The 25,873-nt window shown below is 41.4% G+C and carries 25 protein-coding genes; 10 read left to right on the forward strand and 15 right to left on the reverse strand.

The window, feature by feature from the left end:
* The first annotated feature begins 54 nt into the window (after positions 1-54).
* From MMU07_RS06335 to MMU07_RS06350, 4 genes are read left to right on the forward strand one after another with little or no spacing between them, the layout of a single operon-like run.
* A complete protein-coding gene (locus MMU07_RS06335) occupies positions 55-1,098 on the forward strand; it encodes a homocysteine S-methyltransferase family protein (RefSeq protein WP_241125007.1) in 1,044 nt (347 codons plus the stop codon).
* Complete coding sequence (gene metH / locus MMU07_RS06340) at positions 1,091-3,796, forward strand: methionine synthase (RefSeq protein ID WP_241125008.1); 2,706 nt, start codon at positions 1,091-1,093, stop codon at positions 3,794-3,796. Before MMU07_RS06335 ends, metH begins: the two co-directional genes overlap by 8 nt.
* 5 nt (positions 3,797-3,801) lie before the next feature.
* Positions 3,802-4,755, forward strand: coding sequence for a methylenetetrahydrofolate reductase [NAD(P)H] (metF, locus tag MMU07_RS06345; RefSeq protein WP_241125009.1), 954 nt, complete (start codon positions 3,802-3,804; stop codon positions 4,753-4,755).
* 22 nt (positions 4,756-4,777) lie between these two features.
* Positions 4,778-5,626 carry a hydroxymethylglutaryl-CoA lyase gene (locus MMU07_RS06350; protein WP_241125010.1) on the forward strand — a complete coding sequence of 283 codons (849 nt, stop codon included), beginning with the start codon at positions 4,778-4,780 and terminating at the stop codon, positions 5,624-5,626.
* 54 nt (positions 5,627-5,680) lie between these two features.
* Here the strand turns inward: MMU07_RS06350 and MMU07_RS06355 are convergent, their stop codons facing one another.
* Positions 5,681-6,733, reverse strand: coding sequence for an acyloxyacyl hydrolase (locus MMU07_RS06355; RefSeq protein ID WP_241125011.1), 1,053 nt, complete (start codon positions 6,731-6,733; stop codon positions 5,681-5,683).
* Between the two features lie 336 nt (positions 6,734-7,069).
* On the opposite strand from MMU07_RS06355, the gene MMU07_RS06360 reads away from it, so the two are divergent.
* Positions 7,070-7,627: a PepSY-associated TM helix domain-containing protein gene (locus MMU07_RS06360; RefSeq protein ID WP_241125013.1), complete on the forward strand. Its 558-nt coding sequence runs from the start codon at positions 7,070-7,072 to the stop codon at positions 7,625-7,627.
* A gap of 52 nt (positions 7,628-7,679) precedes the next feature.
* The gene (locus MMU07_RS06365) at positions 7,680-9,332 is read left to right on the forward strand and encodes a Na/Pi cotransporter family protein (protein ID WP_241125014.1); all 1,653 of its coding nucleotides are present in this window, start codon (positions 7,680-7,682) and stop codon (positions 9,330-9,332) included.
* A 65-nt stretch (positions 9,333-9,397) separates the two neighbouring features.
* Here MMU07_RS06365 and MMU07_RS06370 read toward each other — a convergent pair whose 3' ends face one another.
* The gene (locus MMU07_RS06370; RefSeq protein WP_241125016.1) at positions 9,398-10,225 is read right to left on the reverse strand and encodes a universal stress protein; all 828 of its coding nucleotides are present in this window, start codon (positions 10,223-10,225) and stop codon (positions 9,398-9,400) included.
* 146 nt (positions 10,226-10,371) lie between these two features.
* On the opposite strand from MMU07_RS06370, the gene MMU07_RS06375 reads away from it, so the two are divergent.
* Both MMU07_RS06375 and MMU07_RS06380 read left to right on the forward strand, forming a co-directional pair.
* Positions 10,372-11,136, forward strand: a complete 765-nt coding sequence (locus MMU07_RS06375; RefSeq protein WP_241125017.1) for an SDR family NAD(P)-dependent oxidoreductase — start codon at positions 10,372-10,374, stop codon at positions 11,134-11,136.
* 112 nt (positions 11,137-11,248) lie between these two features.
* A complete protein-coding gene (locus MMU07_RS06380; RefSeq protein ID WP_241125018.1) occupies positions 11,249-11,902 on the forward strand; it encodes a Crp/Fnr family transcriptional regulator in 654 nt (217 codons plus the stop codon).
* A 46-nt stretch (positions 11,903-11,948) separates the two neighbouring features.
* Here MMU07_RS06380 and MMU07_RS06385 read toward each other — a convergent pair whose 3' ends face one another.
* The 12 genes from MMU07_RS06385 to pdeM form a co-directional block, all read right to left on the reverse strand.
* Positions 11,949-12,566, reverse strand: a complete 618-nt coding sequence (locus MMU07_RS06385) for a carbonic anhydrase (protein WP_241125019.1) — start codon at positions 12,564-12,566, stop codon at positions 11,949-11,951.
* The gene (locus MMU07_RS06390; protein ID WP_241125020.1) at positions 12,566-14,317 is read right to left on the reverse strand and encodes a SulP family inorganic anion transporter; all 1,752 of its coding nucleotides are present in this window, start codon (positions 14,315-14,317) and stop codon (positions 12,566-12,568) included. Before MMU07_RS06390 ends, MMU07_RS06385 begins: the two co-directional genes overlap by 1 nt.
* Positions 14,318-14,483: 166 nt before the next feature.
* Positions 14,484-17,450: a TonB-dependent receptor gene (locus MMU07_RS06395; RefSeq protein ID WP_241125021.1), complete on the reverse strand. Its 2,967-nt coding sequence runs from the start codon at positions 17,448-17,450 to the stop codon at positions 14,484-14,486.
* 272 nt (positions 17,451-17,722) lie between these two features.
* Positions 17,723-18,067, reverse strand: coding sequence for a gliding motility protein GldC (gene gldC / locus MMU07_RS06400; protein WP_241125022.1), 345 nt, complete (start codon positions 18,065-18,067; stop codon positions 17,723-17,725).
* Positions 18,068-18,212: 145 nt separating this feature from the next.
* The gene (locus MMU07_RS06405; protein ID WP_241125023.1) at positions 18,213-18,872 is read right to left on the reverse strand and encodes a 3-oxoacid CoA-transferase subunit B; all 660 of its coding nucleotides are present in this window, start codon (positions 18,870-18,872) and stop codon (positions 18,213-18,215) included.
* A gap of 137 nt (positions 18,873-19,009) precedes the next feature.
* On the reverse strand, positions 19,010-19,708 hold the full coding sequence (locus MMU07_RS06410) for a CoA transferase subunit A (protein WP_241125024.1): 699 nt from the start codon (positions 19,706-19,708) through the stop codon (positions 19,010-19,012).
* Positions 19,709-19,727: 19 nt separating this feature from the next.
* Positions 19,728-20,660, reverse strand: coding sequence for a bifunctional riboflavin kinase/FAD synthetase (locus tag MMU07_RS06415; protein WP_241125025.1), 933 nt, complete (start codon positions 20,658-20,660; stop codon positions 19,728-19,730).
* A complete protein-coding gene (truB, locus tag MMU07_RS06420) occupies positions 20,647-21,330 on the reverse strand; it encodes a tRNA pseudouridine(55) synthase TruB (protein ID WP_241125026.1) in 684 nt (227 codons plus the stop codon). Before truB ends, MMU07_RS06415 begins: the two co-directional genes overlap by 14 nt.
* Position 21,331: 1 nt before the next feature.
* The gene (locus MMU07_RS06425; protein WP_241125027.1) at positions 21,332-22,126 is read right to left on the reverse strand and encodes an undecaprenyl-diphosphate phosphatase; all 795 of its coding nucleotides are present in this window, start codon (positions 22,124-22,126) and stop codon (positions 21,332-21,334) included.
* 3 nt (positions 22,127-22,129) lie between these two features.
* The gene (locus MMU07_RS06430) at positions 22,130-22,339 is read right to left on the reverse strand and encodes a DUF3098 domain-containing protein (protein ID WP_241125028.1); all 210 of its coding nucleotides are present in this window, start codon (positions 22,337-22,339) and stop codon (positions 22,130-22,132) included.
* A gap of 1 nt (position 22,340) precedes the next feature.
* On the reverse strand, positions 22,341-23,231 hold the full coding sequence (locus MMU07_RS06435; protein ID WP_241125029.1) for a cell division protein FtsX: 891 nt from the start codon (positions 23,229-23,231) through the stop codon (positions 22,341-22,343).
* A 51-nt stretch (positions 23,232-23,282) separates the two neighbouring features.
* Positions 23,283-23,957: a ligase-associated DNA damage response endonuclease PdeM gene (gene pdeM / locus MMU07_RS06440; protein WP_241125030.1), complete on the reverse strand. Its 675-nt coding sequence runs from the start codon at positions 23,955-23,957 to the stop codon at positions 23,283-23,285.
* 286 nt (positions 23,958-24,243) lie between these two features.
* On the opposite strand from pdeM, the gene MMU07_RS06445 reads away from it, so the two are divergent.
* A complete protein-coding gene (locus MMU07_RS06445; protein WP_241125031.1) occupies positions 24,244-24,687 on the forward strand; it encodes a DUF2147 domain-containing protein in 444 nt (147 codons plus the stop codon).
* A gap of 95 nt (positions 24,688-24,782) precedes the next feature.
* Positions 24,783-25,346 (forward strand): hypothetical protein, encoded by a 564-nt coding sequence (locus MMU07_RS06450; protein WP_241125032.1) that lies wholly within the window; start codon positions 24,783-24,785, stop codon positions 25,344-25,346.
* Between the two features lie 136 nt (positions 25,347-25,482).
* Here the strand turns inward: MMU07_RS06450 and MMU07_RS06455 are convergent, their stop codons facing one another.
* Entirely contained in the window at positions 25,483-25,872 is a 390-nt protein-coding gene (locus tag MMU07_RS06455; protein ID WP_241125119.1) for a VOC family protein, read from the reverse strand.
* Position 25,873 lies beyond the last annotated feature (1 nt).

Genomic DNA, 25,873 nt, shown 5'->3' on the forward strand with positions numbered 1-25,873 from the left:
ATAAAGTCTTTTTTCCGGTTCTTGCTCGCATAAGTTTTTGATACTCCATAATTCATGAACAGAACCGCGTTATTACTCTCTTTAGCCAAGAAAAAAATTCTTATCCTTGATGGTGCCATGGGCACGATGATTCAGCGTTTTCAGCTCAATGAGGAAGACTTTAGAACACCCGAACTTGCAAATCACCCCAAACCATTGAAGGGCAACAATGACCTGCTTTCGTTATCGAGACCGGATGTCATCAAATCCATTCATACAGCCTACCTTGAAGTTGGGGCAGATATCATTGAGACCAATACCTTTAGCGGCACATCCATAGCCCAAGAGGATTATGGTTTGCAGCATCTTGCCTACGAGATCAATTTCCAATCGGCGAAAATCGCCAGAGAAGTTACTGATGAATTCACAGCCAAAAATCCGGACAAACCACGTTTTGTGGCAGGTGCATTGGGACCGACCAATAAAACAGCATCTCTTTCTCCTGATGTCAATGATCCGGGATACCGGGCCATAACTTTTGACCAATTGTCTGAAGCCTACAAAGAACAGGTAAGGGGATTATTGGATGGAGGCTCTGATATTCTATTGGTGGAAACAATTTTTGATACCCTCAATGCAAAAGCAGCCCTTTTCGCCATTCAGGAAGTATTTGAGGAAAGAAATATCCCATTGAATCCTGAAGAAGGTGGCATTCCCATCATGATCTCAGGAACCATTACTGATGCTTCGGGCAGGACACTTTCAGGACAGACGACAGAAGCATTTTTGATTTCAGTTTCTCATGTTCCGCTTTTCAGTGTGGGGTTGAATTGTGCACTTGGTGCCAAGGAGCTCAGACCTTATCTCAAAGTTATGGCAGACAACGCACCATTTTTGGTTTCTGCCTATCCCAATGCCGGTTTGCCAAATGAATTTGGCCAATACGATCAAGGAGCAATTGAAATGGCGGGTCAGATCGAGGAGTTTTTGAAAGAAGGGTATGTCAATATTTTGGGAGGATGCTGCGGAACGACACCCGAACATATTGCTGCCATAGCCAAAGCGGCTGAAAAATACGCCCCACGTAAGGTTGAATTTGTCACAGCAGAAAATGAGTAAAATCCAAAAATATAATGCTATGAAATTGTCAGGACTGGAACCCTTGGTTTTCACTCCTGAAATCAATTTTGTCAATGTCGGTGAAAGAACAAATATCACCGGGTCAAAGAAATTTGCCAGACTGATTCTCAACGGCCAATATGATGAAGCCCTAACAATTGCCTTGGATCAAGTCAGAGGCGGCGCCCAGGTACTCGACGTATGCATGGATGAAGGCATGCTTGACGGTGTGGTGGCTATGAAAAAGTTCCTTAACCTCATTGCCTCCGAACCGGAAATCAGCAGGATACCGATTATGATAGACAGTTCACGTTGGGAAATAATCCTTGCAGGACTCAAATGCATACAGGGAAAAGGAATTGTCAATTCGATCAGTTTAAAAAATGGCGAAACTGAGTTTATCAATCAGGCCAAGACGATAAAGAAATTTGGTGCAGCGGTGGTGGTCATGGCTTTTGATGAAAAAGGTCAGGCCGATACTTATCAGCGCCGGATAGATATTTGCAAGAGGAGCTATGATATTTTGGTCAATGTAGTCAGATTCAATCCTCAGGATATCATTTTTGATCCGAATATCTTTCCTGTTGCAACCGGGATGGACGAGCATCGGAAAAACGCCCTTGACTTTTTTCACGCTACGCAATGGATCAAGCAAAATCTCCCCGGAGCCAAAGTAAGTGGTGGTGTGAGTAATGTGAGCTTTTCTTTCAGAGGCAATGATCCTGTGCGAGAAGCCATGCACGCCGCTTTCCTTTACCACGCCATCCGTCATGGTATGGATATGGGAATTGTAAATCCGACTATGCTGGAGGTCTATGACGATATTCCAAAAGATTTGCTCCAAAGAGTGGAGGATGTCCTTTTTGATAGGACGGAAGATGCAACAGAGCAGTTGCTTGCTTTTGCAGAAACCGTAAAATCTTCCGGAAAGAAAGAAATTGTCAATGAAGCCTGGAGGGAATTTCCTGTTGAAAAAAGGATAGAACATGCATTGGTCAAAGGTATTATTGACTTTGTCATTGAAGATACTGAAGAGGCGAGGTTGAAATACCAAAACCCACTCAAAGTCATCGAAGGGCCTCTGATGGACGGGATGAATGTGGTCGGAGATTTATTTGGTGAGGGCAAAATGTTCCTTCCCCAAGTGGTGAAATCTGCGAGGGTGATGAAAAAAGCCGTTGCTTATTTGGAGCCTTTTATGCCCAAAATCGGGGATTTGGATTACAATGCCGAGCAAAGCAGCATCAAAAAAATCCTCTTGGCTACTGTCAAAGGAGACGTCCACGATATTGGAAAAAACATTGTCGGGGTGGTTTTGGCTTGTAATAGCTATCAGATCATTGACCTTGGCGTGATGGTAGACGCCCAAAAAATTATCGATGAAGCCATCAAAAACAAAGTGGATATTATCGGATTGAGCGGTCTGATCACGCCTTCCCTGGACGAAATGGTTTACGTCGCTTCCGAAATGGAGCGTCAGGGAATGCAGATTCCACTGCTAATCGGTGGTGCTACGACTTCAAGAATCCACACTGCTGTCAAGATTGATCCAGTCTACAGCGGAATAGTCATCCATGTGACTGACGCTTCCAAGTCGGTTCCGATAGCAGGAGAATCCATCAATGAGGATACCAAGACTGCTTACCACAAACAGATTAAGGAAACCTACAGGCAGTTGCGCATGGAGCATGAGGCAAAGCAACATGTGAAACAGCTAGTTACTTTTGAGGAAGCCAAATCCAATCCTGTGTATATCGATTGGGAGCATTATGAACCTGTGATTCCAGCTAAATTGGGAGAAACCATTTTCCAAGATCTTGATCTTTCAGTGTTGAGAAAATACATTGATTGGACACCGTTTTTCAGCACTTGGATGCTGACAGGAAGGTATCCCAAAATCTTTGAGGATGAAGTAGTGGGAAATGAGGCAAAAAAATTATTTGATGAAGCCAACAAGATGCTCGATCAGGTGATTGCTGAAAAATGGCTTCAGGCCAAAGCAGTAGCGAATATGTTTCCTGTAAAAAGAAATGGGGAAGATGTAGCTGTTCTCTCCCAAGGAGTTGAGACCGGCTTCAACTTCCATTTCCTTCGTCAGCAGGGCAAAAAGGGGAAAGGTGTTCCCAATAGGTCTTTGGTGGATTATATCCATCCTACCAAGACAGATTATATGGGTGGATTTGCGGTGACCGCAGGTTGGGGAATCGAATCCAAACTGGAGGAATTCCAAAAAAACCACGATGATTACCATGATATCATGCTCAAGGCTCTAGCGGATAGGCTTGCTGAGGCGGGTGCAGAGTATCTGCACGAGCTTGTCAGAAAAGAACTTTGGGGTTATGCCAAGTCAGAAATGCTGGAAAACGAATCATTGATCAAAGAAGAATACCAAGGAATCCGCCCAGCACCGGGATATCCGGCTTGTCCTGAACATTCCGAAAAAAGAACACTTTTCGATATGATGCAAATTGAAAAAAGTATCGGAATCACGCTGACTGACAGCTTTGCAATGTATCCGACATCCTCAGTTAGCGGATTTTACTTCGGACATCCCGAAAGCAAGTATTTTGGTTTAGGTAAAATAGGGGAGGACCAGGTTGTGGATTATGCCAATCGAAAAGGAGTCAGTAAGGCGCAGGCAGAAAGATGGTTATCGCCAAACTTAGCATACTCACCAATGTTACAAGTACAAGAATAGAAGACATGAAAATCACTGAACATATAGAACAGGCGAAAAAAACCCTGTTTTCTTTTGAAATATTACCCCCTTTAAAAGGACAGAGTTTAAATGAACTTTGTATCGGGATTGAGCCTTTGATGGAATTCAAGCCACCTTTTGTGGATGTCACCTACCATAGGGAAGAATTTATTTATAAAAAGCATCCAAACGGGCTTTTGGAAAAAGTGAGTACCAAAAAGCGTCCGGGTACAGTCGGGATTTGCGCAGCCTTGATGAACAGGTTCAAAGTAGATGCCGTGCCCCATTTGCTTTGTGGAGGGTTTACCAAAGAAGAAACTGAAAACGCACTCATTGACCTCAATTTTATTGGTGTTCAGAATGTGTTGGCCCTGAGAGGTGATGCCCCAAAAAATGAGGGAACATTTAAGCCTGAGCCCAATGGACATGAATTTACCAAGGATCTGGTTAAGCAGATCGTGGGGATGAACCATGGACGGTATTTGCATGAGGAGACAGAGACTGGATTCCATACTGATTTTTGTGTTGGGGTAGGAGGATATCCGGAAAAGCACTTTGAGGCTCCAAATATGAAATTTGACCTGAAGCATCTGAAGGAAAAAATAGATTCCGGTGCCGAATACATCGTTACCCAAATGTTTTTTGACAACCAAAAATATTTTGATTTTGTGAAGAATGTGAGGGCCTTGGGAATCACCGTTCCTATCATTCCTGGGTTGAAGCCCATCACCACTTTGGGTCAGATCAGCATGTTGCCAAGGACTTTTTTCCTTGATATGCCCGATGCTTTGATGGATGAGCTCGAAAAGTGCAAAACGAATGCTGAGGTCAAAGAAGTAGGCATTGAATGGGCTATCCTACAAAGCAAAGAATTGGTTGCTAACGGGGTGGAAGTATTGCATTATTATACCATGAGTAAAGCTGACGCCACTTATAAAATAGCCAAAGAAGTCTTTTAATGGATTTTGTTACATTAGTAGCATGATCAAATTGGTGGAATGTCCCCGGGATGCCATGCAGGGCAGGGCCGAATTCATAGATACTTCAATTAAGGCTGCCTACATCAACCAACTCCTTCAGGTCGGTTTTGACACCATTGACTTTGGAAGCTTTGTCAGCCCCAAAGCCATACCCCAAATGAGGGATACGGCAGATGTTTTGGAGCAATTGGATCTTTTTGGGACCAAATCCAAGTTACTTGCCATTGTGGCAAATGTCCGCGGTGCCGAAGACGCTTCTTATTTCGAAGAAATAGATTACTTGGGTTTTCCCCTTTCCCTTTCGGAGACTTTCCAGCAGCGCAATACCAATAAGTCAATTGCTGAAGCTTTGGAGGCGGTAGAAGAAATCCAAAACCTCTGTGAGACCAAAGGCAAAACCTTGGTCACCTACCTCAGTATGGGGTTTGGAAATCCTTATGGTGATCCATACTCCCCTGATCTGGTAGCGGAATTTGTAAGGAATTTGGATCAAATGGGCATCAAAATCATCTCTTTTGCCGATACTGTTGGTACTGCCCAACCTGAACTTATCTCGGAACTGTATACGATCAGTTCTCATTCCTATCCTAATATTGAGTTTGGCATGCATTTACATACCCATCCGGAACAGCTTTCATCCAAAATTACAGCGGCATTGAAAGCAGGATGTTTACGGTTTGACAGTGCGGTATTGGGATTTGGAGGTTGTCCCATGGCCAATGACGACCTTGTAGGTAATGTGGCCACAGAATCCTTGATCCGGATTTTGGAACAGGAAGGGTATGAATTGGACCTCAATAGGATGGAATTCGATGAGGTGATGAAACTGGCCAAAGTGGTGTTCCATTGAAAAGATTTCGGAGGTGATAAACTTTGTTTTTTTAAAACAAAAGAAAAATTCTTTTTAAAAAAGATATCCTATTCTGAAATCCATATACTCAGCAACATGCCCATGTGCCTTGAGTCCTGCACCAATACGGATATTTTCTCCCATCAGGTAATTCAATGTATACCGCTGGTAAAACTCCCTATCCTCTTGATAACCCATTGGTCTGTACAGGTACTTGACTATTCGCTGACTGAAATCAAATTTTCCAAATAGGAAATGATTCTCCAAAAAGATTCCAGGAATCACAGCTTCTTTTCGGCTTTCTTGGATTGGCAGGGAAAAGTCCTTAGCGACCTCAATTCCTCCTCCCAAACCTATTATTCCGGTAAATTTACGGTAGGCACCTCCCGCAAGGGTAAAGTTTGGTTGACGGGTTCCATTGTCAGAATCCTGAGTATTGAATCCCAAGTCTGCATAAATTGACCATTTGTCTCGTAGAGGGCTTTTTTCATAGCTAGGTAAATCAGTTTTTCGCGTGTAATGAACAACTCCTAAACCCCACATCGGAAAATTCATCCCCCGATTGGGTTGACTTTGTCCTCCATTGGAAATGTGGTTGTATGAAAATGAGGCCTGCAATTCCCAATATTGGCTAAGTACAAAGGAAAGTTTGGGAACGACAAAAAGTAAAAAACTGATTGGAGCACTAAAGAAGGTATTCCTTGGATTATCGATAGGGTCATAAATACGGGTAAGGTAACTTACACCCATTCCTGTAGAAAGACTTGCCGACCACCTGTCAGTTCTGAAAAGGTATGGTTCAAAATTACCTGAAAGGTTCCAGGCCTGCCCCAACTCCTTGGGATTTTGAAAATCTACGACTGAAAGATTCAGCCCTAAATAATGAAAGCAATTGCAGGCTTCCCAATTTTTGCGGGTTGTTTTCATCCATTGGGAAGATATGTTAAGGGAAATGGGTCGGCTAGAAGCTATATCCCGGAGTTCAGGGTTATGGGCAATTATCCATCCATATTGACTTTCCAGTCCAATTTTGTGAAAACTGTCCTGCGCTTCTACATTTGCAGCCCAATAACTGAGAATAAGAAAAATCAAAGTAGCCTTTTTCAAAATTTTCTTTTTTTGATTTCTACGAAAATGAAGCAAAGAGGGTGGATCGTGAATAGATTTTTTTTATCCTAATAACGATAAACTTTTCTGGTTGAATATTTGCGAAAAGAATTTTGAATAGCATGAATTTTCTACGAAAGGTTCATTTATTAATGTTTTGAAGTAAATACTATCGGAAGAATAATTGCAGAATTTTGAGTTCTGGCTGCTTTTCAAATTCCAATAATTTTCTAGAAACTGTGTTTCGTCTTCTCAATAAGAAGACCGTCTGAAAAAAAATAAAATACATCTGCCTCGATTTTAATTATTTTCGTCGATCGTTACTGAGTATTTCTTATGATTTCCAAAAAAGCCCATCAAACCCGAATCTACAGGCGGATACACAAATGGATTAGCATAGTCTTTGTGTTTTTCCTTGTGGTCATTGGCATTACGGCTATTCTTTTGGCTTGGAAAAAAGAATTGGGTCTCATCCCCAAAACCCAAACCACTAAAGTTGAGAATCCTTCCAATTGGATTCCCTTGGAGAGAATGATGGCTATCGGGCAGACATTTGCAAGAGACAGCCTACAAAAAAGTGATTTGATCGACAGGATAGATGTCAGACCTGAAAAGGGCATTGCAAAGATTGTCTTCCAAAGGCATTTTACCGAAATCCAAGTGGATGGATTTTCCGGCGAGATTCTGTCAGTAAGTCAAAGAAATTCCGATTTGGTGGAAAAAATCCATGATGGAAGTATTTTAGATTTTTTGATGGTTTCCGATTCAGAAATTTCCAAAATTACCTACAGCACCTTGACTTCAGTTGTCTTGCTACTGCTTTGTTTTACAGGTTTTTTTCTATGGTATTTGCCTAAAATGATTAAAAAATTAAAAAACCAGAAGGTCACTTAAATCATTCTAATTGTCACCATTGCTTTCTATATTTGGTCTAGGCTGAAAGGTTATGGATCAAATAGACTTTGACTTTTGGAAATTTTTTGCAGGCATTGGAATATTCCTTTGGGGGATTTTTCACCTTGAAAATGCTATCAAAGAACTAGGAGGAAATTCTTTTAGGCAGTTGCTGCACCGCTTTACTGATGCGCCTTGGAAAGGGATTTTGATTGGAACTCTCGTGACGGCATTGTTACAAAGTAGTTCATTGGTGACTTTGATGGTTTTGGCATTTTTAGGGGCAGGTGTATTAAATCTTAAAAATGCCCTTGGTGTTGTGTTGGGTGCCAATCTAGGAACTACCGCCACTGCTTGGATTGTGGCCACTTTGGGGTTTAAATTCAGTGTAGAAGCTTTTTCATTTCCGTTTTTAGGAATTGGGAGTTTGATGTTCCTTTTTTTCAAAGACAGGCCCTTCCTTAAGAATTTTGGAGCCATATCTATAGGGTTTGGTTTATTGTTTTTGGGGTTAGATTTTATGAAAACCTCCATCGAAGAAATCGCCGATGGAATGGATATGGAGAAGTTTCAAGGTTATGGCTCCTGGATTTACTTGATTGTAGGTCTTGTGATAACGGCTGTTATGCAGTCGAGTTCAGCCGCTATAGTGATCGTGCTGAGTACCATGAATGCCGGCATGATCGGTCTGACCGAAGGTGCTGCGATGGTCATAGGTGCCAATATCGGAACTACTGTTACCCTTGGGATTGGGTCTTTGGGGGGTACGGCAGACAAAAAACGTTTGGCTTTCGCCCATTTTTTATTCAATGCAGTCACAGGTTTTTTAATATTTCTGTTTTTAGAATGGGTGATTGATTTTACAATGAAGATTTTTGAAATCCATGATCCCCTTATGGAATTGGTTCTTTTCAACACTTTCCTCAATGCTGTAGGAATTATTGTGTTCTACCCTTTCATTATCCAATTGGAAAGAGTGCTCAAAATGCTCTTTAAAGAAGATGAACCGCAGGGATTATCCAAGTTCATCAAAAACGTGAGCCCAAAACTGCCCTCCGTGGCTTTGGAAGCATTGGAAAAAGAAATATTGCTGACCTATGATTCCACGGTGAATTTTATCATGAATGTCTTGGAAAATGGCGAATTGGAGGAAAATCACAAATCCATCTGGCGTAAAATTCTCTATCAACCCGTGAATCTGCTTGAAGAATATGGCCAAATCAAAAAACTTGAAGATGAGATTACCAAATACCACATTCTCCTTCAGGAAGAATTTCTCAATGAAAAGGAAGCCCAAAAACTCACTTCACTGATGCTTTCTCTCAGAACAATGGTGTTTGCTGCCAAGGACATCAAAGATGTCATGCACAATATCCGAGACATGGAAGGGGAAGAAGATCGGCTTGTCGTCGACCTTCACGGTGCGATCAAGACTTATGTTACGGCTTTCCTTGAAAAAATGGATGAGTATAAAGCCTTGGAAGTAATCCCCGAAAATGAACCTGATTGGATCAATGAAAATGCAAAGCAGTACAAGATTTGGATTTCTGAATTATACGAGGACCTGAAGTCCAATAATCTCGAATTTCCGATTTCTACACTTACCAACGTCATCAAACAGGTGATTTCCAGCATGGACAACTTAGGCAGTTCGATTATCCATTGGAAGCACCAAAAAAAGGAGGTTATAGACGTGATGCCTTGAAAAAAAAACCAAGAGGCCTTTGAAAATAGGTTTCAAAGGCCCCCTGCCACAAATGGTTGATTGGGTTATTCTATTTTGATGCTTAAAACAGCGATGTCAGATTTATAAAGGACCGTATCAGTCACTCCCACTTGGTACGTTGACATACCTTTTCGATTTCCGGAAGCGATTCCAATAAATCCGATTTTTCTTGTTTTCGCAAATTCAACTATTCCATTTTCGGGTTCTGTATGACAATAGATATGCTTGTGTATCACTAGGTCCTCAAATCCTTTGGCATAAGCATCCATTCTAGATTCTGCAATCTCGGAATTGACAAAATGGCTCGGGGTATTTACAAACAGGAAATGGACAGAAGTCTGAAAATCTTTTAAAACTGCTTTCATTTTGGTAAATGCGGGCCTGGAATCTTCATTGAACATAGAGGCAAAGACCATCTTTCTAAGGTCATTTCCTGTGAGTGTTTTTTTGACGGCCATCACAGGGCATTCGGCGTTTCTGAGTACATGTTGGATAGTTGATCCTATGAATTTCCCGTCTTGGTATCCTGTACCGTAAGCCCCAATTACGATTAACTCAGCTTTGTGTTTTTTGGCGACTTCCAATATGACATGCTGGGGAACCCCGATTTCAATCACAGATTCTACAGGTACTCCATGAAGTCTATGGTCCAAAATAAATGCTTTTAATTTGTCTTTTGCTTCCGCTTCCAGATCCTGAATTTCAGTGTTTTTGGCTTTTTGTTCATTGGAAAGATTATTCCAATCTAATAAAGTACTGACAACATTCACGCAAGTAATGCTGCTATTGGCTTTTTGGGCTATTTTCAAAGCACTCAAAAAGGCAAAATCTGAATAGGAGGAAAAGTCTACAGGTACGATTATTCTTTTCATGGTTTTCGGATTTTTGGTTGCTAATACTACAAAGGTGTTGAATTACCGGAAAAGATTCTATGATCAAAATCATGTATGAATCTGATTATATTCCTGTTTAAGTAATTGTCAATGAGATAGATTTGGTAAATCAACATCAAAAAATCATGAAACCATTACACAATAAATCTATAATTATCACAGGTGGAGCCGGCGGTATTGGGGTGGCTACAGCACAGATGTTTCTTGTTGAAGGCGGCAAGGATGTCCTTTTGGTAGATTTAAATCAAAAGGCATTGGATGAGGTAAAGAAAAAACTAGATAATCCTGGTGTGCATACCTTTGTAGCAGATGTCAGCAAGGCCAATGACGTGAAGGCTTACACCGATAAAGCTGTGGAGCTATTTGGAAAATTAGACATTGTATTTTTAAATGCAGGCTATGAAGGGGTTGTCAAACCATTGGCAGATTATCCTGAGGATATCTTCGACAAAGTCCTTGATATTAATGTCAAGGGTGTTTGGCTTGGATTGAAGTATGCTTTTCCTCACATGCAAAAATCTGGGGGATCCATAATCATCACTTCCTCAGTGGCCGGACTTACAGGTACTGCACAGATGATGGCATATTCCACAAGCAAGCATGCGGTAATAGGAACGATGAGGGTTGCTGCCTTGGAAGGAGCACCGTATCAGATTAGGGTCAATTCTGTCCATCCAGGCCCTGTGGATAATAGAATGATGCGGTCTTTGGAAGAAGGGTTTGCACCCGGTGCAGGAGGAGAGGTCAAGAAAGGATTTGAGGGTCAGATTCCATTGGGAAGGTATGCTACCAATGAAGACATAGCTTCCACGGTCATTTTCCTAGCATCCGACAAAAGCAAATATATCACAGGGGCAACCCATGTAGTGGATGGCGGATTCAACATTTAAATTCATAGGGTTATAAAGGTTAAAAAGGCTGATTGTTTCATCAGCTTTTTTTTTGTGACAGATGTCACTAAATTGCTTCTGTGACGAGGATATTTTTGACCAAACTTTGATTATGGAATTAGAAGATTTAAGACAAAAATTACCCAATATAACAGATCCTGCACTTTTGAAGGCTCTTTTGGAAAATGGAAAAGAGCTGGTTTTTCAGCCTGGAAAAGTAATTACCGAACCGGGTCAGTTTGTAAAAATGGTGCCCATCGTATTAGAAGGATCCATTAAGATCATGAGAATGGATGAGGATGGAAAAGAACTTTTTCTTTACTATCTCGAACCGGGGGAAACCTGTGCACTGTCGCTGACATGTTGCTCTTCTACACGGCCAAGTGAAATAAAGGCGGTTACCGAGGAGAAAACAGTGATTTTGGCAGTTCCTGTCGAAAAACATGAAGAATGGTCAGACCATTTCAAACAGTGGAAAGATTTTGTGGCGATGACTTATCAATCGAGGTTCCATGAAATGCTCGTAGCCCTGGATGCGGTGGCCTTCAAAAGAATGGATGAAAGATTGATGCGGTACATCCTTACCAAAATGAAACAGCACAAAACCAACGAACTGAATACCACGCATCAGGAAATTGCTAACGAATTAGGAACTTCCCGGGAAGTGATATCGAGATTACTCAAGCAATTAGAAAAGAAAAAATGGATCGAACTCGGTAGAAATATCATCTACGTGAGGGACGATTTTGAGGAATTGATCAGCTGAGAATGATATAGTAAATAAAAAACCGGGGAAACCCGGTTTTTTTATTTTATGTGACACTTGGTATGGTGTTGTATTTCTTTTTGAGATCGTGAACCAGTCCGGTATTGAAATCAAATACCCAGGCATATAGGTTCAATTTGATTCCTGTTCCAATCGCTTGCTTGTATATCGAAGTTTGCTTGATATTTTCGAGCTGTTCCAACACATTCAATTCAACAAGCCTATTGAGTCTTTGATTTTCATCTTCAATGGTTTTTAGTTCCCTTTTGTGGTGTCTGATCACGTCTTTAATGTTTGCCAGCCAATTGTCTATCAATCCATTCGAATTGTTTTCATAAGCCGCTTTGATTCCTCCGCAGCCATAATGACCATAGACAATAATGTCCTTTACCCCAAGATTTTCTACTGCATATTGCATCACAGAAAGAAAATTGAGGTCTGTGTGTGATACTACGTTAGCGATGTTGCGGTGGACAAACAGTTCTCCAAGTTCTGAACCCAAAACCATTGAGGGCGATACCCTGCTATCCGAACATCCCAGAAGAAGTGCTTTGGGCTGTTGGCCTTCTTTGAGGTCATCGAAATATTCCTTGTTTTGAGACAAAACCGATTTGACCCAATTTTGGTTGTTTTCCAAATAATGATTGATATCTGTTGCGCACATTACTTTGTATTGGTTTGGGTGGCGTAGGATGAATATTTTTCTAATGTTTCCTCCGTGATGGCATGGTCAAAGGCGGATAAAGCCGTATTGTCATCCAAGAATATATGGTCCGAACCGACACTTTCCAATAATGCCCACCTGTTCAACACATCCCTTACTGGACCTTTGATACTTGTCATGGAAATGTCCATGCCTGATTTTCGCCAGGTATTGATCCACTCGGTGAGTTCGTGTGCACCCGTGCTGTCTATATTGCTGACGCTTTCCATATTAAAAACCAGCATTTTCACTTTCTTTCCTTTTTCAGAAATCCAGAGGTCCAATTTGTCTTTGATAAATTCCACATTGGCAAAATAAATCGGCCCATCGATCCTTACCATCAAAAGGTCGTCTCTTACTTCAAGGTTTTTGAACCTTGTAATGTTTCTGAAGGTATTTGTTCCGGGAACTCTTCCAAGTTGGGCAATATGTGGCCTAGAAGCCCTGTAAATAACAACCAATAGCGATAAGACCATCCCTGAAATGATACCTGTTTTGATCCCCAAGGTCAGTGTGATGACAAAGGTAGCAACCAACATGGCGAAGTCTGCCTTGTCCTTGTGCCACAAATGCACCGGTTCCTTGAAGTCAATCAGTCCTGAAACTGCCACCAATACTACTGCGGCAAGGATAGCACTTGGAAGATTGTAGAATAAGCCTGTGAAAAACAACAGCGTTAGCACGATCAAAATGGCACTGAAAATAGAAGCCATTGTTGTTTTGGCACCCGCATCGTTGTTTACAGCAGTTCTGGAAAAACCTCCTGTAACTGGATATCCCTGAAAAAAGGCAGCACCAAAATTAGCCATACCCAAAGCAGTCAATTCCTGATTGGCATTCAGTCTGTAGTTTTTATGTTTTGCCTGTATGGTTTTTGCTACTGCAAAAGATTCTGCAAAACCCACAAGAGAGATGGTCAATGCTATTGGTAGCAATGTTTTCCAGGTAGCTAGGTCAAAAGAAGGGGAGGAAAGTGAAGGCAATCCGCTTGGGACATCACCCACGATTTTGACTCCCTGGCTTGTAAGGTCAAAACCCGAAACCAAGGCAATCCCAACGATCACAGCCACCAAAGGGGCCGGAAAGCTTTTATGTATTTTTTTCCCGTATTTGATGATGATAATACCGATTACACCGATTCCAAATGTTAACCAATGGATATCTCCGATATTTTGGAAGATGGCTACAATCATTTCCTGAATGTGTTCCGAGTTGGGAAGGTTGATCCTGAACAAATGTTTGATCTGACTCAATCCAATAATGATAGCTGCGGCGGAGGTAAATCCGCTAATAACTGGGTGGGAGAGGAAGTTGACCACAAAACCCAATTTAAAAAGGCCCATTCCGAATTGGATCAAACCTACCAAAAAGGCCAATGATAAGGCGTAAAGTAAGTATTGTTCGGGAGACGATGCATTGAGCGTAGCTATTCCTGCAGCTGTCAGCAGGGATACCATAGCGACGGGACCCACCGCCAATTGTCTTGAAGTTCCAAATATTGCGTATAAGATAAGTGGAACAGTCACCGCATAAAGTCCATGTATAGGTTCTAATCCTGCAAGCATGGCATAGGCCATTCCTTGTGGGATCAACATAATGCCCACCGTCAAACCTGCAGAGAGGTCTCCCTGTAGGTCGGTTTTTTTGTAGGTTGGCAACCATTCCAGGATAGGGACATACCCTTTTACACGTTGGAGGAAATTATTTTTCATAGCTGAAATTCTATTCTAAAGTTAACAAAATTCCAGGACTTGTTAGGTTAGCCCTGAAATCATCCCCAAAATTCAAAAAAAATGGCTTTGTAATTTGTGACGATTGTTACGCAATAAAAAAAGCCATCCTTTTGGGATGGCTTTAAATAATGGTTTTAATGTTTGTTTAATTTAAGAATTCATCAAATGTGATGGATACAAAATACATCGATCCAACGGTTGGGTTACCCCAAGCCTGACGATAGCCACTGTTTAGCAGGTTTGTACCGCCAACTTTGATGATGGATTTGATGGATTTTACTTTGTAGCTGACCTGGGCATCGAAGATACTGAAGGCAGGCATGACAGATAAACCCTGTGTGGAAACACTAGGTCCCACAAAAGAAGACTGCCATACAAATTCATCCTGCCATCTCCAAGAAATTCCAAAACCAAGATTTTTGACTACTTCCCTGTTTGCGAAGTTGAACACAGTTCTGTACTCAGGTGTGTTGAATGCAGGTTGGAAGCCATCTAAGTCATCGATGTTGTCTAGCTTGTTGAAGGAGACGTTACCACCGATGGTGTATCCTTTAGGCAACTGGTAATCCAATCCCAAAGCCCAACCATACGATTTGATGATTTCCTGTCTGTTTACAGGCATGGAGTACACATTTCGCGTATTGGCACTCAATAGGTTTAGACCTGAAAAAGATGCAGGATTGGTAGCACTTGGATTTCTGTCCTGTACCAATACCTGACCTCCAATAAAGTTTTCGAATCTGTTGTAATAATAATATCCGTCGATCAAGAGTTTATTTTTGATCAAAGACTTATATCCAAATTCATAAGATTTCACGATTTCAGGCTGGAAAGTGGTAGTCTCATAAGCCGTTTTCTTATCTTGGTTAGCCATTGCAGCTCGGAAAGGGACCTGCTGTGCCATTGCTGCTGCTATTGCCTCAGGAGTATTTGGGATAGTTCCATTTTGGATAAGAGGAAGTACATATTGGGTAAATACACTCTGTTGGAAGGCAGGAGTAGCAGCAGTTTGTTGGACAGCACCGCCAAACTGCGTTACAGTTGCTAATGAGTATACCGGATTGGTATTGAAATTATACCTGTCTCTGAACAATGGAAGTCCACCAATCAACCTAGCTTGAGGAGTAACCAAGTCTATGAATTGGTCTTGGGTGGTAGGTAGTCTGAATCCTGTCTGATAAGAAGCTCTGAAGTTGTGCTGACCTGCAGTGTACACTGCAGACACCCTAGGAGACCATTGGCCTTCAAAATTCTCATTTTTATCATATCGGATCGATGCTGTCAACTTCAATTTGTCATTGATCATTCTTTTTGAGCCTTGAGCATATCCTCCATATTCTTGGATGGTAAATTCATTGCCATCATCGTCTGTAGCAAACAAGGTTTTTTCAGAGTTCAATTGGTAAGTTCTGAAATTGGCTCCAACTACAAAATCAGCAAACTTGATGTCCTTGAAGCTGTATGAACCCTCGTAGTGATAAAGGTTTGTTTTGTCCACAAATCTTGCACCTACACCATTCTGGTTGCCTGGAATAGGTCTGGATGTTACATCAGACAAGGCTTGATTGAATTCGGGACTGCCTGGTAAATACCTACCGGTATCTGCGGCACCCCTTGCTGCTGCATGTGCTGCATCTGGAGTTGCTCCTTGTGATATTGCACCTACATAGGTTCCTACATATTGGCCAAACCAAGTTGTACTTGGTTTCCAAGCTTCATTGATACCTTGCGCAGCAATACCCACGGCATAGGCATCTCCCGAACGTTCTTGAGTGGTATATGCCCTTACAAACCAATTTGAGCCTCTCAGTTCAGCTTTGTACTGACCCAACATAAAATTGGCAATGGAATACCTGTCAGCGCCTGTATAGACTGTAGTTCCCATTCCTTGGTTTCCTTGGAAGATAGCTTCAACCTTATCTGTAATCCTCCAATGCAATGCTGCATTCAATTTTAATGACCTAGTATCATAATCAGCCACATCTCTTTCTAGATAACCTGTTCTTGAAATGAAAGTGTTTTGAGGAACCAATCCAAGTGCTGCAGAAGGCAATAGACCTGCACCAATTAGCGATTGGGCAACACTTTGCATGCTTACATTCGTTTCATCACCATAGATGTTGACTCCATTGAAACCCGGGTTATTGATTCTGTTACCGCTTTCGATTGTAGAACCGTTCAATAGGGATTGGTCTCTGAAGTCATTGGCCTGCCAATCATTTGCTGAAAGGTAACTGACATTTACTTTAATGGCTACTTTATCGCTGAGTGCAGTGGCATATCTTGCAGAAAAGTCATAGAATCCTGTGGTAGGATTTGTACGGGAGCCTTCGCTCATCATGCCACCCTTCATCTGTACTGAAAGTCCCTGATATTGGAATGGATTTTTACTATTTAGCAACAAAATACCGTTTATAGCATTTGGTCCATAGAGGGCCGAAGCTGCTCCCGGAAGTAATTCAAGGCTTTCCAGATCCAATTCTGAAATACCTGCAATGTTACCTACAGAGAAATTCAATCCTGGAGCTTGGTTGTCCATTCCATCGATCATCTGTACGGTACGTACGTTTCCGTTTGCATTGAAACCTCGTGTGTTGAAGGATTTGAATGTGAGTGATTGTGTACTCATTTCTACTCCTTTTAGGTTATTCAGTCCGTCATAGAAACTCGCCTGTGGAGCCTCTCTGATGGAGATGATATCCATTCTCTCCACCGTGACAGGGGATTGAAGCACACTCTCTTCTACCCTAGAAGCCGAAACGACAATCTCCTGACCCAAAATAGAAGCCTCAGAAAGGCTTACCTGAAGGTTTGATACATTGTCTTGTGTGATTTCAACTTCTTTACTTGAAAAACCAACCATCGAAAAAATCAATGTTAGTGGAGGTGCTTGGTTTACCCTTAATGTGAAATTACCACCAAGATCAGAGATGGTACCGACTACTTTTCCTTTGACGACAATGTTGACGCCAACAAGGGTTTCTTTTGTTCCTTCTTCTGTAACTTTTCCAGAAATTGTCGTCGTTTGGGCGAAAACTTCGGTAGTTGCAAAGGAGAGCATCATGAGCAGCAATATTACAACTTGCCACCTGTTTTTAGTAAATTTTTGCATATGGTATTTTGGGTTTGTTGTTTAATTATTATTAGGGCAGATTATTTGCATGAAATTTAGATTAAAATAACAATTATCAATATAATTAGCTAAAATATTTTTAATCGGGGTTCAGGACGATTACAAAAATTTTAAAAATCAACCTTGAAAAATGTTTGAAAATGTAAATAAAGTGGTTAAAATCATCAAAAATTAATCTTTTTTCAAAAAATACTAAGTAAAAAGTAGTTATAATTTTTTTAAAAAAAACCCGCCGTGAGGCAGGGTTTGGTTCACTTTATAGTTTTTTTGTTCTCCTCATTGACGTGGGTTACTAGCCTGTCGCAAAGGGATTTGATTTCTTCCGAAATGTATTCGTCACCTGTACTGTTGAGGATTGTTTGTCCCATTCCTCCCAATATGTCAATGTAGAACCGTTTCATTTCTACTACTGACATATCCTCGGTCCACAGGTCAATCCGAAGTGTACTTTGGTTCAGATTGTCCCAAACATTCAGACTGATGCTTTTGGTGGTTTCGAACCCTTCTTCCTCTTTGTCAGAAGCATCCCACTGTATGGATTTGGGAAGGTTTTTTTCGTCTAGGTTTATAGAAAATTTTATTTCTGAATTTTTCATCGTGGTTTGATATTTCTATGCAAAACTAGCAAACAGAACCGCAAGTTCCTGTTTGCTCATTAAAATTTTGTTTGTAATTCATAAATGGGAATATGCATGTTTGCTTACTCATTACATTGGACACCGGTCATCCGACATCATTTCCTCAATCAAAAACCATTTCAGGGATTTCCCCCTCGACCAAAAGCCTGCCTTCAGTTTTGCTCACAATTTCTTCAACAGATACCCCCGGCGCTCTTTCCAGCAATTTGAACCCTCCCTCAGGGAGTACATCCAAAACGGCCAAGTCAGTCACGATTTTTTTGACACAATTGATTCCGGTGATCGGAAGGCTGCATTCTTTCAGTAATTTGGATTGGCCGTCTTTGCTGCAATGCTGCATGGCGACGATGATGTTATCGGCTGAAGCTACCAAGTCCATAGCCCCACCCATTCCTTTGACCATTTTACCGGGGATTTTCCAATTTGAAATATCTCCCTTTTCAGAGACTTCCATCGCACCAAGAATAGTTAAATGGACATGACCGCCTCGAATCATGGCAAAGGAATCAGCGGAATTAAACAGGGCGGAACCCTTTGCCATCGTGATTGTCTGCTTGCCGGCGTTGATCAGGTCCGGATCTATTTTGTCTTCGGTAGGAAAAGGACCGATTCCCAACAATCCGTTTTCAGACTGAAGGACGACTTCCAGATTTTCAGGAATATAATTCGCAACCAAAGTTGGAATACCGATTCCAAGGTTGATGTATTGTCCGTTTTTGACTTCTCGGGCTATTCTTTTGGCTATTTGGGTTTTGTCTAGCATGGGAGGTTGGGATGTTGTAGTTGTTGTAATGGTTGTAATTGTTGTCTGCTTCGCGTTGTCGCGTTATCGGGTTGTCAAGTTGTCGTAATGTCAAACCCGGTCCCTGAGCGAAGTCGAAGGGCTCGCTTCTAAAAATTCTACTCTTTACTCACCGTTCTCTGCTCGATTCTCTTTTCGTAATCCCCACCTTGGAAGATCCTTTGGACATAAATACCCGGAGTGTGGATATGGTTAGGATCGAGACTGCCGGCAGGTACCAATTCCTCTACTTCTGCGATGGTGATTTTACCGGCTGTCGCCATCATGGGGTTAAAGTTTCTGGCGGTTCCTTTGAAAATCAGATTACCTGCAGTATCTCCTTTCCAAGCTTTGACAAATGCAAAATCCGCTCTCAGGCCTTTTTCCATCAGGTACATTTTTCCATCAAATTCCCTCATCTCTTTGCCCTCTGCTACTTCTGTTCCCACACCTGCAGGTGTAAAAAAAGCAGGAATTCCTGCTCCGCCGGCACGGATTCTTTCGGCGAGAGTTCCCTGTGGGATCAGGTCTACTTCCAGTTCTCCGCTCAAAAGCTGTCTTTCGAATTCGGCATTTTCACCGACATAACTTGAAATCATTTTTTTGACCATGCGCTTTTTGAGCATCAGTCCAATCCCAAAATCATCCACGCCGGCATTGTTTGAAATGCAGGTGAGTCCTGTAAGGTCTTTTTGTAATAAAGCTTGGATACAGTTTTCGGGGATTCCGCAGAGGCCAAAGCCTCCAAACATCAGGACCGAATCAGAGACAACGTCCCTCACGGCTTCTGCAGCATTCTTAACGGTTTTTGTGATCATACAAAAATTTATTTTGGGTTTATACTTGGGTCAAAATCTGCCGTGCCATTTCCTTGTCTTTGGCCAATTGCTGTTGGAGAGACTTCAAACCTGAAAATTTGATCTCAGGTCTCAGGTAAGATTTCAGATGGACACAGACTCTTTTGTCATATAAGTCTCCATTGAAATCAAACAAGTGCGCTTCAATCGTCCGGCTACTTCCGTTTACGGTAGGTCGGTTGCCGATGTTGAGCATGCCAAGGAAAGACTCTCCTTCGATGTCAATATTCACCGCATAAGCTCCGTCACAAGGGATAAGCTTGTAATCGTGCGGTATATGGATGTTGGCTGTTGGAAATCCAATAGAACGTCCAAGTTGCTGTCCTTTGATGATGATTCCATTGAGTTCGTAGGGCCTGCCTAGGTATTCATTGGCTATATGGACTTCACCCACTTCCAATGCCAGTCGGGTTTTGGTACTTGAGACGCCCACATCATCCACATCCTCGCGGGAGATTTCCTCCAGTTCAAAGTGATAGCGACCGATGTTTTCCTTCAGAAATTCAAAACTACCTTCCCTATTTCTGCCAAAGCGGTGGTCGTATCCAATCACCAATTTACGTGTTTGGATCTTATCAATCAGGATATTTTGGATAAATTCTTCTGAAGTCAATTCTGAAAAATCCTTGGTAAAAGGGATCGTCAACAAATGGTCAATACCAAATTCCCTTAGCAGTTTTGCTTTTTCTTCGAATGTCGTCAGCAACCTGAGGTTATGTTCTTCGGGATAAAGAATCAGCCTGGGATGCGGCCAAAAAGTGATCATGACGGTTTCTCCTCCGATTTCGTCTGCGATGGCCCTGATTCTTTTGAGGATTTTTTGATGACCAAGATGGACCCCGTCAAAAGTCCCAATCGTGACGACGGGATTTGACACTTGCTTGAAGTCCTCTATTCCTTCATAGATTTTCATCCGGTCTTGCTTTTATTTTTTCAATCAGGGCAGTCAATTCTTCCGCTTCCTCTAACAAGAAATCCCCGATCCTTGTTCGGGTCAAGGCGGACATGTAAGCCCCGACACCCAAAATTTCACCCAAGTCTCTTGCAAGGCTTCTGATATAAGTTCCTTTAGAGCAGACGATTCTGAAATGGACTTCGGGATTTTCAAATGCCGTAATTTCAAACTCCGAAACTGTCACCGGCCGTGCTTCCATTTTTACTTCAATGCCTTTTCGGGCAGATTCATACACCCTTTTTCCGTCTACTTTGATGGCTGAGTGCATGGGTGGGATTTGGAGAATATCTCCGGTGAGTTGGGCGACAGCTGATTTGACTTGATTCAATGTGATGGCTGAAGGATCTGCCACGTCAGTTACTTCTTTTTCGAGATCAAAGCTTTCTGTGGTTTTGCCCAAAACAAAAGTACCGGTGTACTCTTTTTCCTGTGCCATATAAGAATCAATGGACTTGGTTTTCTTTCCTGCGCAGACGATCAAAAGTCCGGTAGCAAGTGGGTCTAAGGTCCCGGCATGCCCTACTTTTTTGATTCTCAGGGCGTTTCTCACCTTTTTGACTACGTCAAAAGAGGTCCATTGGTAAGGCTTGTTGATCAGGAAAACTTCTCCGTAGGGTTCCTCTTGCATGTTACAAATATATGCCTGAGAAGATCGCAATCAGGCCGACTATAGAGCAATAAATGGCGAAATAGATTAATTTGCTTTTTCTGACAATTGAAATCATCCACGTACAGGCAAAAAATCCTGCAATAAATGCTGCAATAAATCCAGCGGATAAGTAGCCAAAACTAGCCTCATTGTAGGTCAAAGCCCCATCCAAGATATCCTTGGCGATCTTGCCCAGAATCAAAGGGACCACCATCAGAAATGAAAATCTTGCAGCTTTGTTTTTGTCTATTCCCAAAAGCACAGAACTTGAAATCGTGGCGCCTGATCTGGAGATTCCCGGAAGCATCGCTACCATTTGGGCAAGCCCTACCAATACTGCCTTCCCAAAAGTAACGTCGTTTTCGGTACTTTTGGCTTTGTCTGCCAAAAACAACAAGATGGCAGTCACAAGGAGCATAAAACCCACAAAAACTACTTTTCCACCAAAAAACTGTTCCAACTGCTCTTCAAAAAACAAGCCTACAATCACCGCAGGAATCATGGAAATGATGATTTTGACAGTAAATTGGGTTTCCTCGTTCCATTTGAATTTTAATAATCCCTCCAAAAGAACAACTATATCTTTTCGAAAAACCACCAATGTTGCCAAGGCAGTAGCAAAATGAAGCACAACGGTAAACATCAGGCTTTCCTCCGGCAACTTATCACCTCCAAGAATGGCAGCACCCAACTCAAGATGACCACTGGAGGACACAGGTAAAAATTCGGTCAATCCCTGGACAATGCCAAGGATGATCGCGTCAATGATATCCATAAATTATTTCTTTTCGGAATGGGCAAAAATCGCATAAAATTGAAAAATGAATCCCGCCAAAGTAACTATTGGACCCAAAGTAAGACCAAGAAAACCAAAGCCATGCGGCTCAGAATCCAAACCCATGATAACAAAACCCAAAACGATGATCCCGATACCAATCAACATCAATCGGTAATTTTTTTTGGAAAAAGGAAATTGTGAATGATTCATATTAATAAAGTTCGTCCAAAGACATGTTTAAATACTTGTTTACGGCCTGCAAGGTACTCAAAACGGAAAGCAATATTCCTGAAATAATCAAACCGCCAAAAAGGGCATATAATAGATTGTAGTCCTGAAGTAGTGCAAATCCATCTATGTTAGCTTTGGTATATTCGATGATCCCAAACAGGATAGCCGAGGCAATGACTCCCGACAGCATTCCAAAAACAAAAGCCCTGCCCAAAAAGGGTTTACGGATAAAACCTCTCGTAGCACCGACCAACTGCATGCTTCTGATCAGGAATCTTTGTGAAAATAGCGCCAGCCTGATCGTATTATTAATCAGCATCACTACCGTAAAAACCAAAATCAGGATAAACCCTCCCATGACAAGGGCCACTTTGAAAAGGTTTTTGTTAATCGATTCCACGAGGTCTTCCATATAAGTCACTTCAAAAACCCCGTCCATGGCCTCGATTTCTTTGACTATTTCTTCGATTTGTGCTGCGGTTTGGTATTCTTCCGCAATCGCTATCGTATAGCTGTCCCGCAAAGGATTGTCATCCAAAAACTGTGTAAAATCCTCGCCGGTATCTTCAAGGAAAGATTTTGCAGCTTCATCTTGGGAAATAAAGGTAATGGCAAGCGAATCACCATGCTGCAGCACATAAGGTTTGGATTCAAAAGATTTGCCAATTGCCTTCAATTCGGTTTCAGAGACATTTTTGTTGAGAAAAACCTGTATCTCAATATTTTCCCGTATGATCTTGGTCAAGGTTTTTGCCTGTATGATAATCACCCCAAAAAGTCCCAAAATAAACAAGGATAGGGTAGTGCTAAAAAGAACTGATGCAAATTTGAATTTTCCCAGTTTTGCTTTTTTCCTTGGATACGTACTCATGTTTTTTTTCTAATGAGTTCAAAATTAAACAGCTTGGCCAATTAAACCAACCTATTGCATGAAATTGACAGGAATTACTTTTTTGTCCGTCACGGCAAAGGCCTGATCGCTTTTTTCACATTTCATACCAAACAGTCCGGTAAACCTTCCAAATGCCGGGAGTATCATCTGATTTCCGGAGAGGAAATAGCAGGGAAGTGTCAATCTCTGCTTGCCTGCTCCGAATAAAGAAATTCCGGGATGGATATGTCCACAGAAGTTGAACAATCCATCAGGGACGCTTTCCATGGGTTCGTGGGTCAGGATATAATTTTCCAAAACCAAGGATTCGGGATGGACATTCCAAACTTCAGAACGGTAAAATGCTTCAGGAAGTATATCATGATTGCCTTTGATCAAATGAAACTGACATACGGGGAAATATCCCGCAAATGCTTCAAGGTCATTCCAAGACTCATTCCAATCGCTGTGAAAAAGGTCTCCCAAAAAATAAATATCCGTCGGTTGGAGGCTTTCGATCAGTTTTTGGATTTTGAGAAAATCATGGATATGTACTTTTTCAGTAACAGGAATCCCCGATTTTCTGAAATGCGCGGCCTTGCCAAAATGGGGATCTGCAATAAGCAAGGAAAGGCTTCCGGGAAGGAAAACAGCTTTTTCGGGCAATAGGCAAACTTCCTTGTCTTGGATTTGAATGGTTTGAGTTCCGTTAGGATAGGTTGGCATTCCTTGGTTTTGGATCAATTTTTTTGGGATTTCAAATGAAATGATTAAGAAAATAACATAGCCTCTTGAATTGGCGTAGTAAAAGTATTATTATTCGACGGAGATTGAAAAGTATTTGTATATACTCTACAATGCAGGTAAAATGTTAATCCAATTTAATTCTTGGCATATGATTGAAATGTCCGGTGCTTCCGACTTCGTGCAGATAGCTATCGGAATTCGGTCCTGCCCAAAGAAGAATATTGGGTTATTAGCAAAGAAACCGATAATCACTAAAATTTAAACCATGACTGAAAAAAAAGTAATTTTGACATTTATCATTCTATTGATTACCAGTTTTGGAATCAATGTTAAGGCACAATCAGCCGATGCCATTGTCGGCAAATGGTACAACACCGAGAAAGATGCCCAAGTGGAAATTTTCAAAGAGGGAGGAAAATATTCCGGAAAAATCGTTTGGCTACAAGACCCAACCGAAAACGGGAAACCCAAAACAGACAAAAACAATACCGACCAATCCAAGCGTACAAGGCCAATCATGGGGATGAAGCTTTTGAGCAATTTCGAACACACCGGCGATACTTGGGAAAATGGGACGATCTACGATCCTAAAAATGGTAAAACCTACTCCTGCATCATCAAGAAGAAAAATGACAAGACGCTTGAAGTCCGCGGTTTTGTCGGGTTTTCAATGATCGGAAGGACGGTAGAGTGGACGAAAGCGGAATAATGAGCAGCATTTCTTCTATGAATAACATTGGCGCATTGAATTTAACCCATTGTTTGAGCGATGAAATTCCAATACATTTAAATCCTTAAGCCTACATGAAGCAGTTTGCAGTTTTTTTTATTGCCCTCATTTTTTGTTTTTCCAATAGCGGAGAAGCGCAAGAGCTAAGAAACGGTTATGTACTTCTTACAAAAAATGATACTGTTGCGTGTAAAATTGTTTTTGGAGGCCCAAATGGAACCAACAAAACCCAAGTCTCTACCAAAACAGCGGATGGCAAGGATAAAATTTATAAAACAAAGGATAAACAAGTTCTTGCTTATGGTTTCGATCAGATGGGAGTGCCATTTGATTATTTGTTCGTTGACCTTGGTCGAAAAGTAGAAACCGGATTTTTCCGGCTGATTGAAAACGGAAATCCCTATAAGCTGTATGTTCAAAATAACAGCGAGACCGTCAACGGAGTGACTACCACTACACCTTATTATGTGTTATTCAATGCTAGGGGAGATTCTATAGATTTTTTGGTAAGCGGAGTGAGTGGATGGAAAAATAGACTGGAGGTATTTTTAAAAGATGATCCAAAGGCAAAAGAAAACTTGAAAAGTGTCAACCGGCAGGATGTATTGAAATTCATTAAAAGCCTAAATGAAAATTGATTAGAGGTGGGAATAAAGATTTTTGTAAAGAATTGAATGCTCGATTCTGGTATTTAAAACCTTTGATGACATCTACTTGCTTTTTTTAAAACCTTTTGCCTTTATACAAAAAACAAAGGAAATCTAGAATTACCAATTATCCCCAAATCCCTACCGGCACGATCTCCAAAACATTTCCAAAAGGATCGTCGAAATAAAAACTTTTCAGGTCGTGGTTCCATTCCTGTTCATGGGTGAGGGTGATTCCTTTTTCGAGTAGGTTTGATTTGGCCTTCAGGTAATCTCTTTTACTTACCTCAAAAGCTAAATGCTGCTTTCCGTAAGCATAATGCGGAGGCAATGTCTTTTCAAATTTCGTTACCTCCGGAATGAAACACAGCAACACAGAACTGCCGCAACGAAAAAAAATATGTCTGTCTGCCACTTTGGATATGATCGGCATTTCAAGGATTTGGCCGTAAAAGTTTTCTGCCAGATCCAAGTCTGTGACATACAGACAGGTTTCCTTGATTTGGGTATATTTCATC

The organism is Cognataquiflexum nitidum (genome assembly GCF_022538055.1).
Lineage (GTDB): Bacteria > Bacteroidota > Bacteroidia > Cytophagales > Cyclobacteriaceae > Cognataquiflexum > Cognataquiflexum nitidum.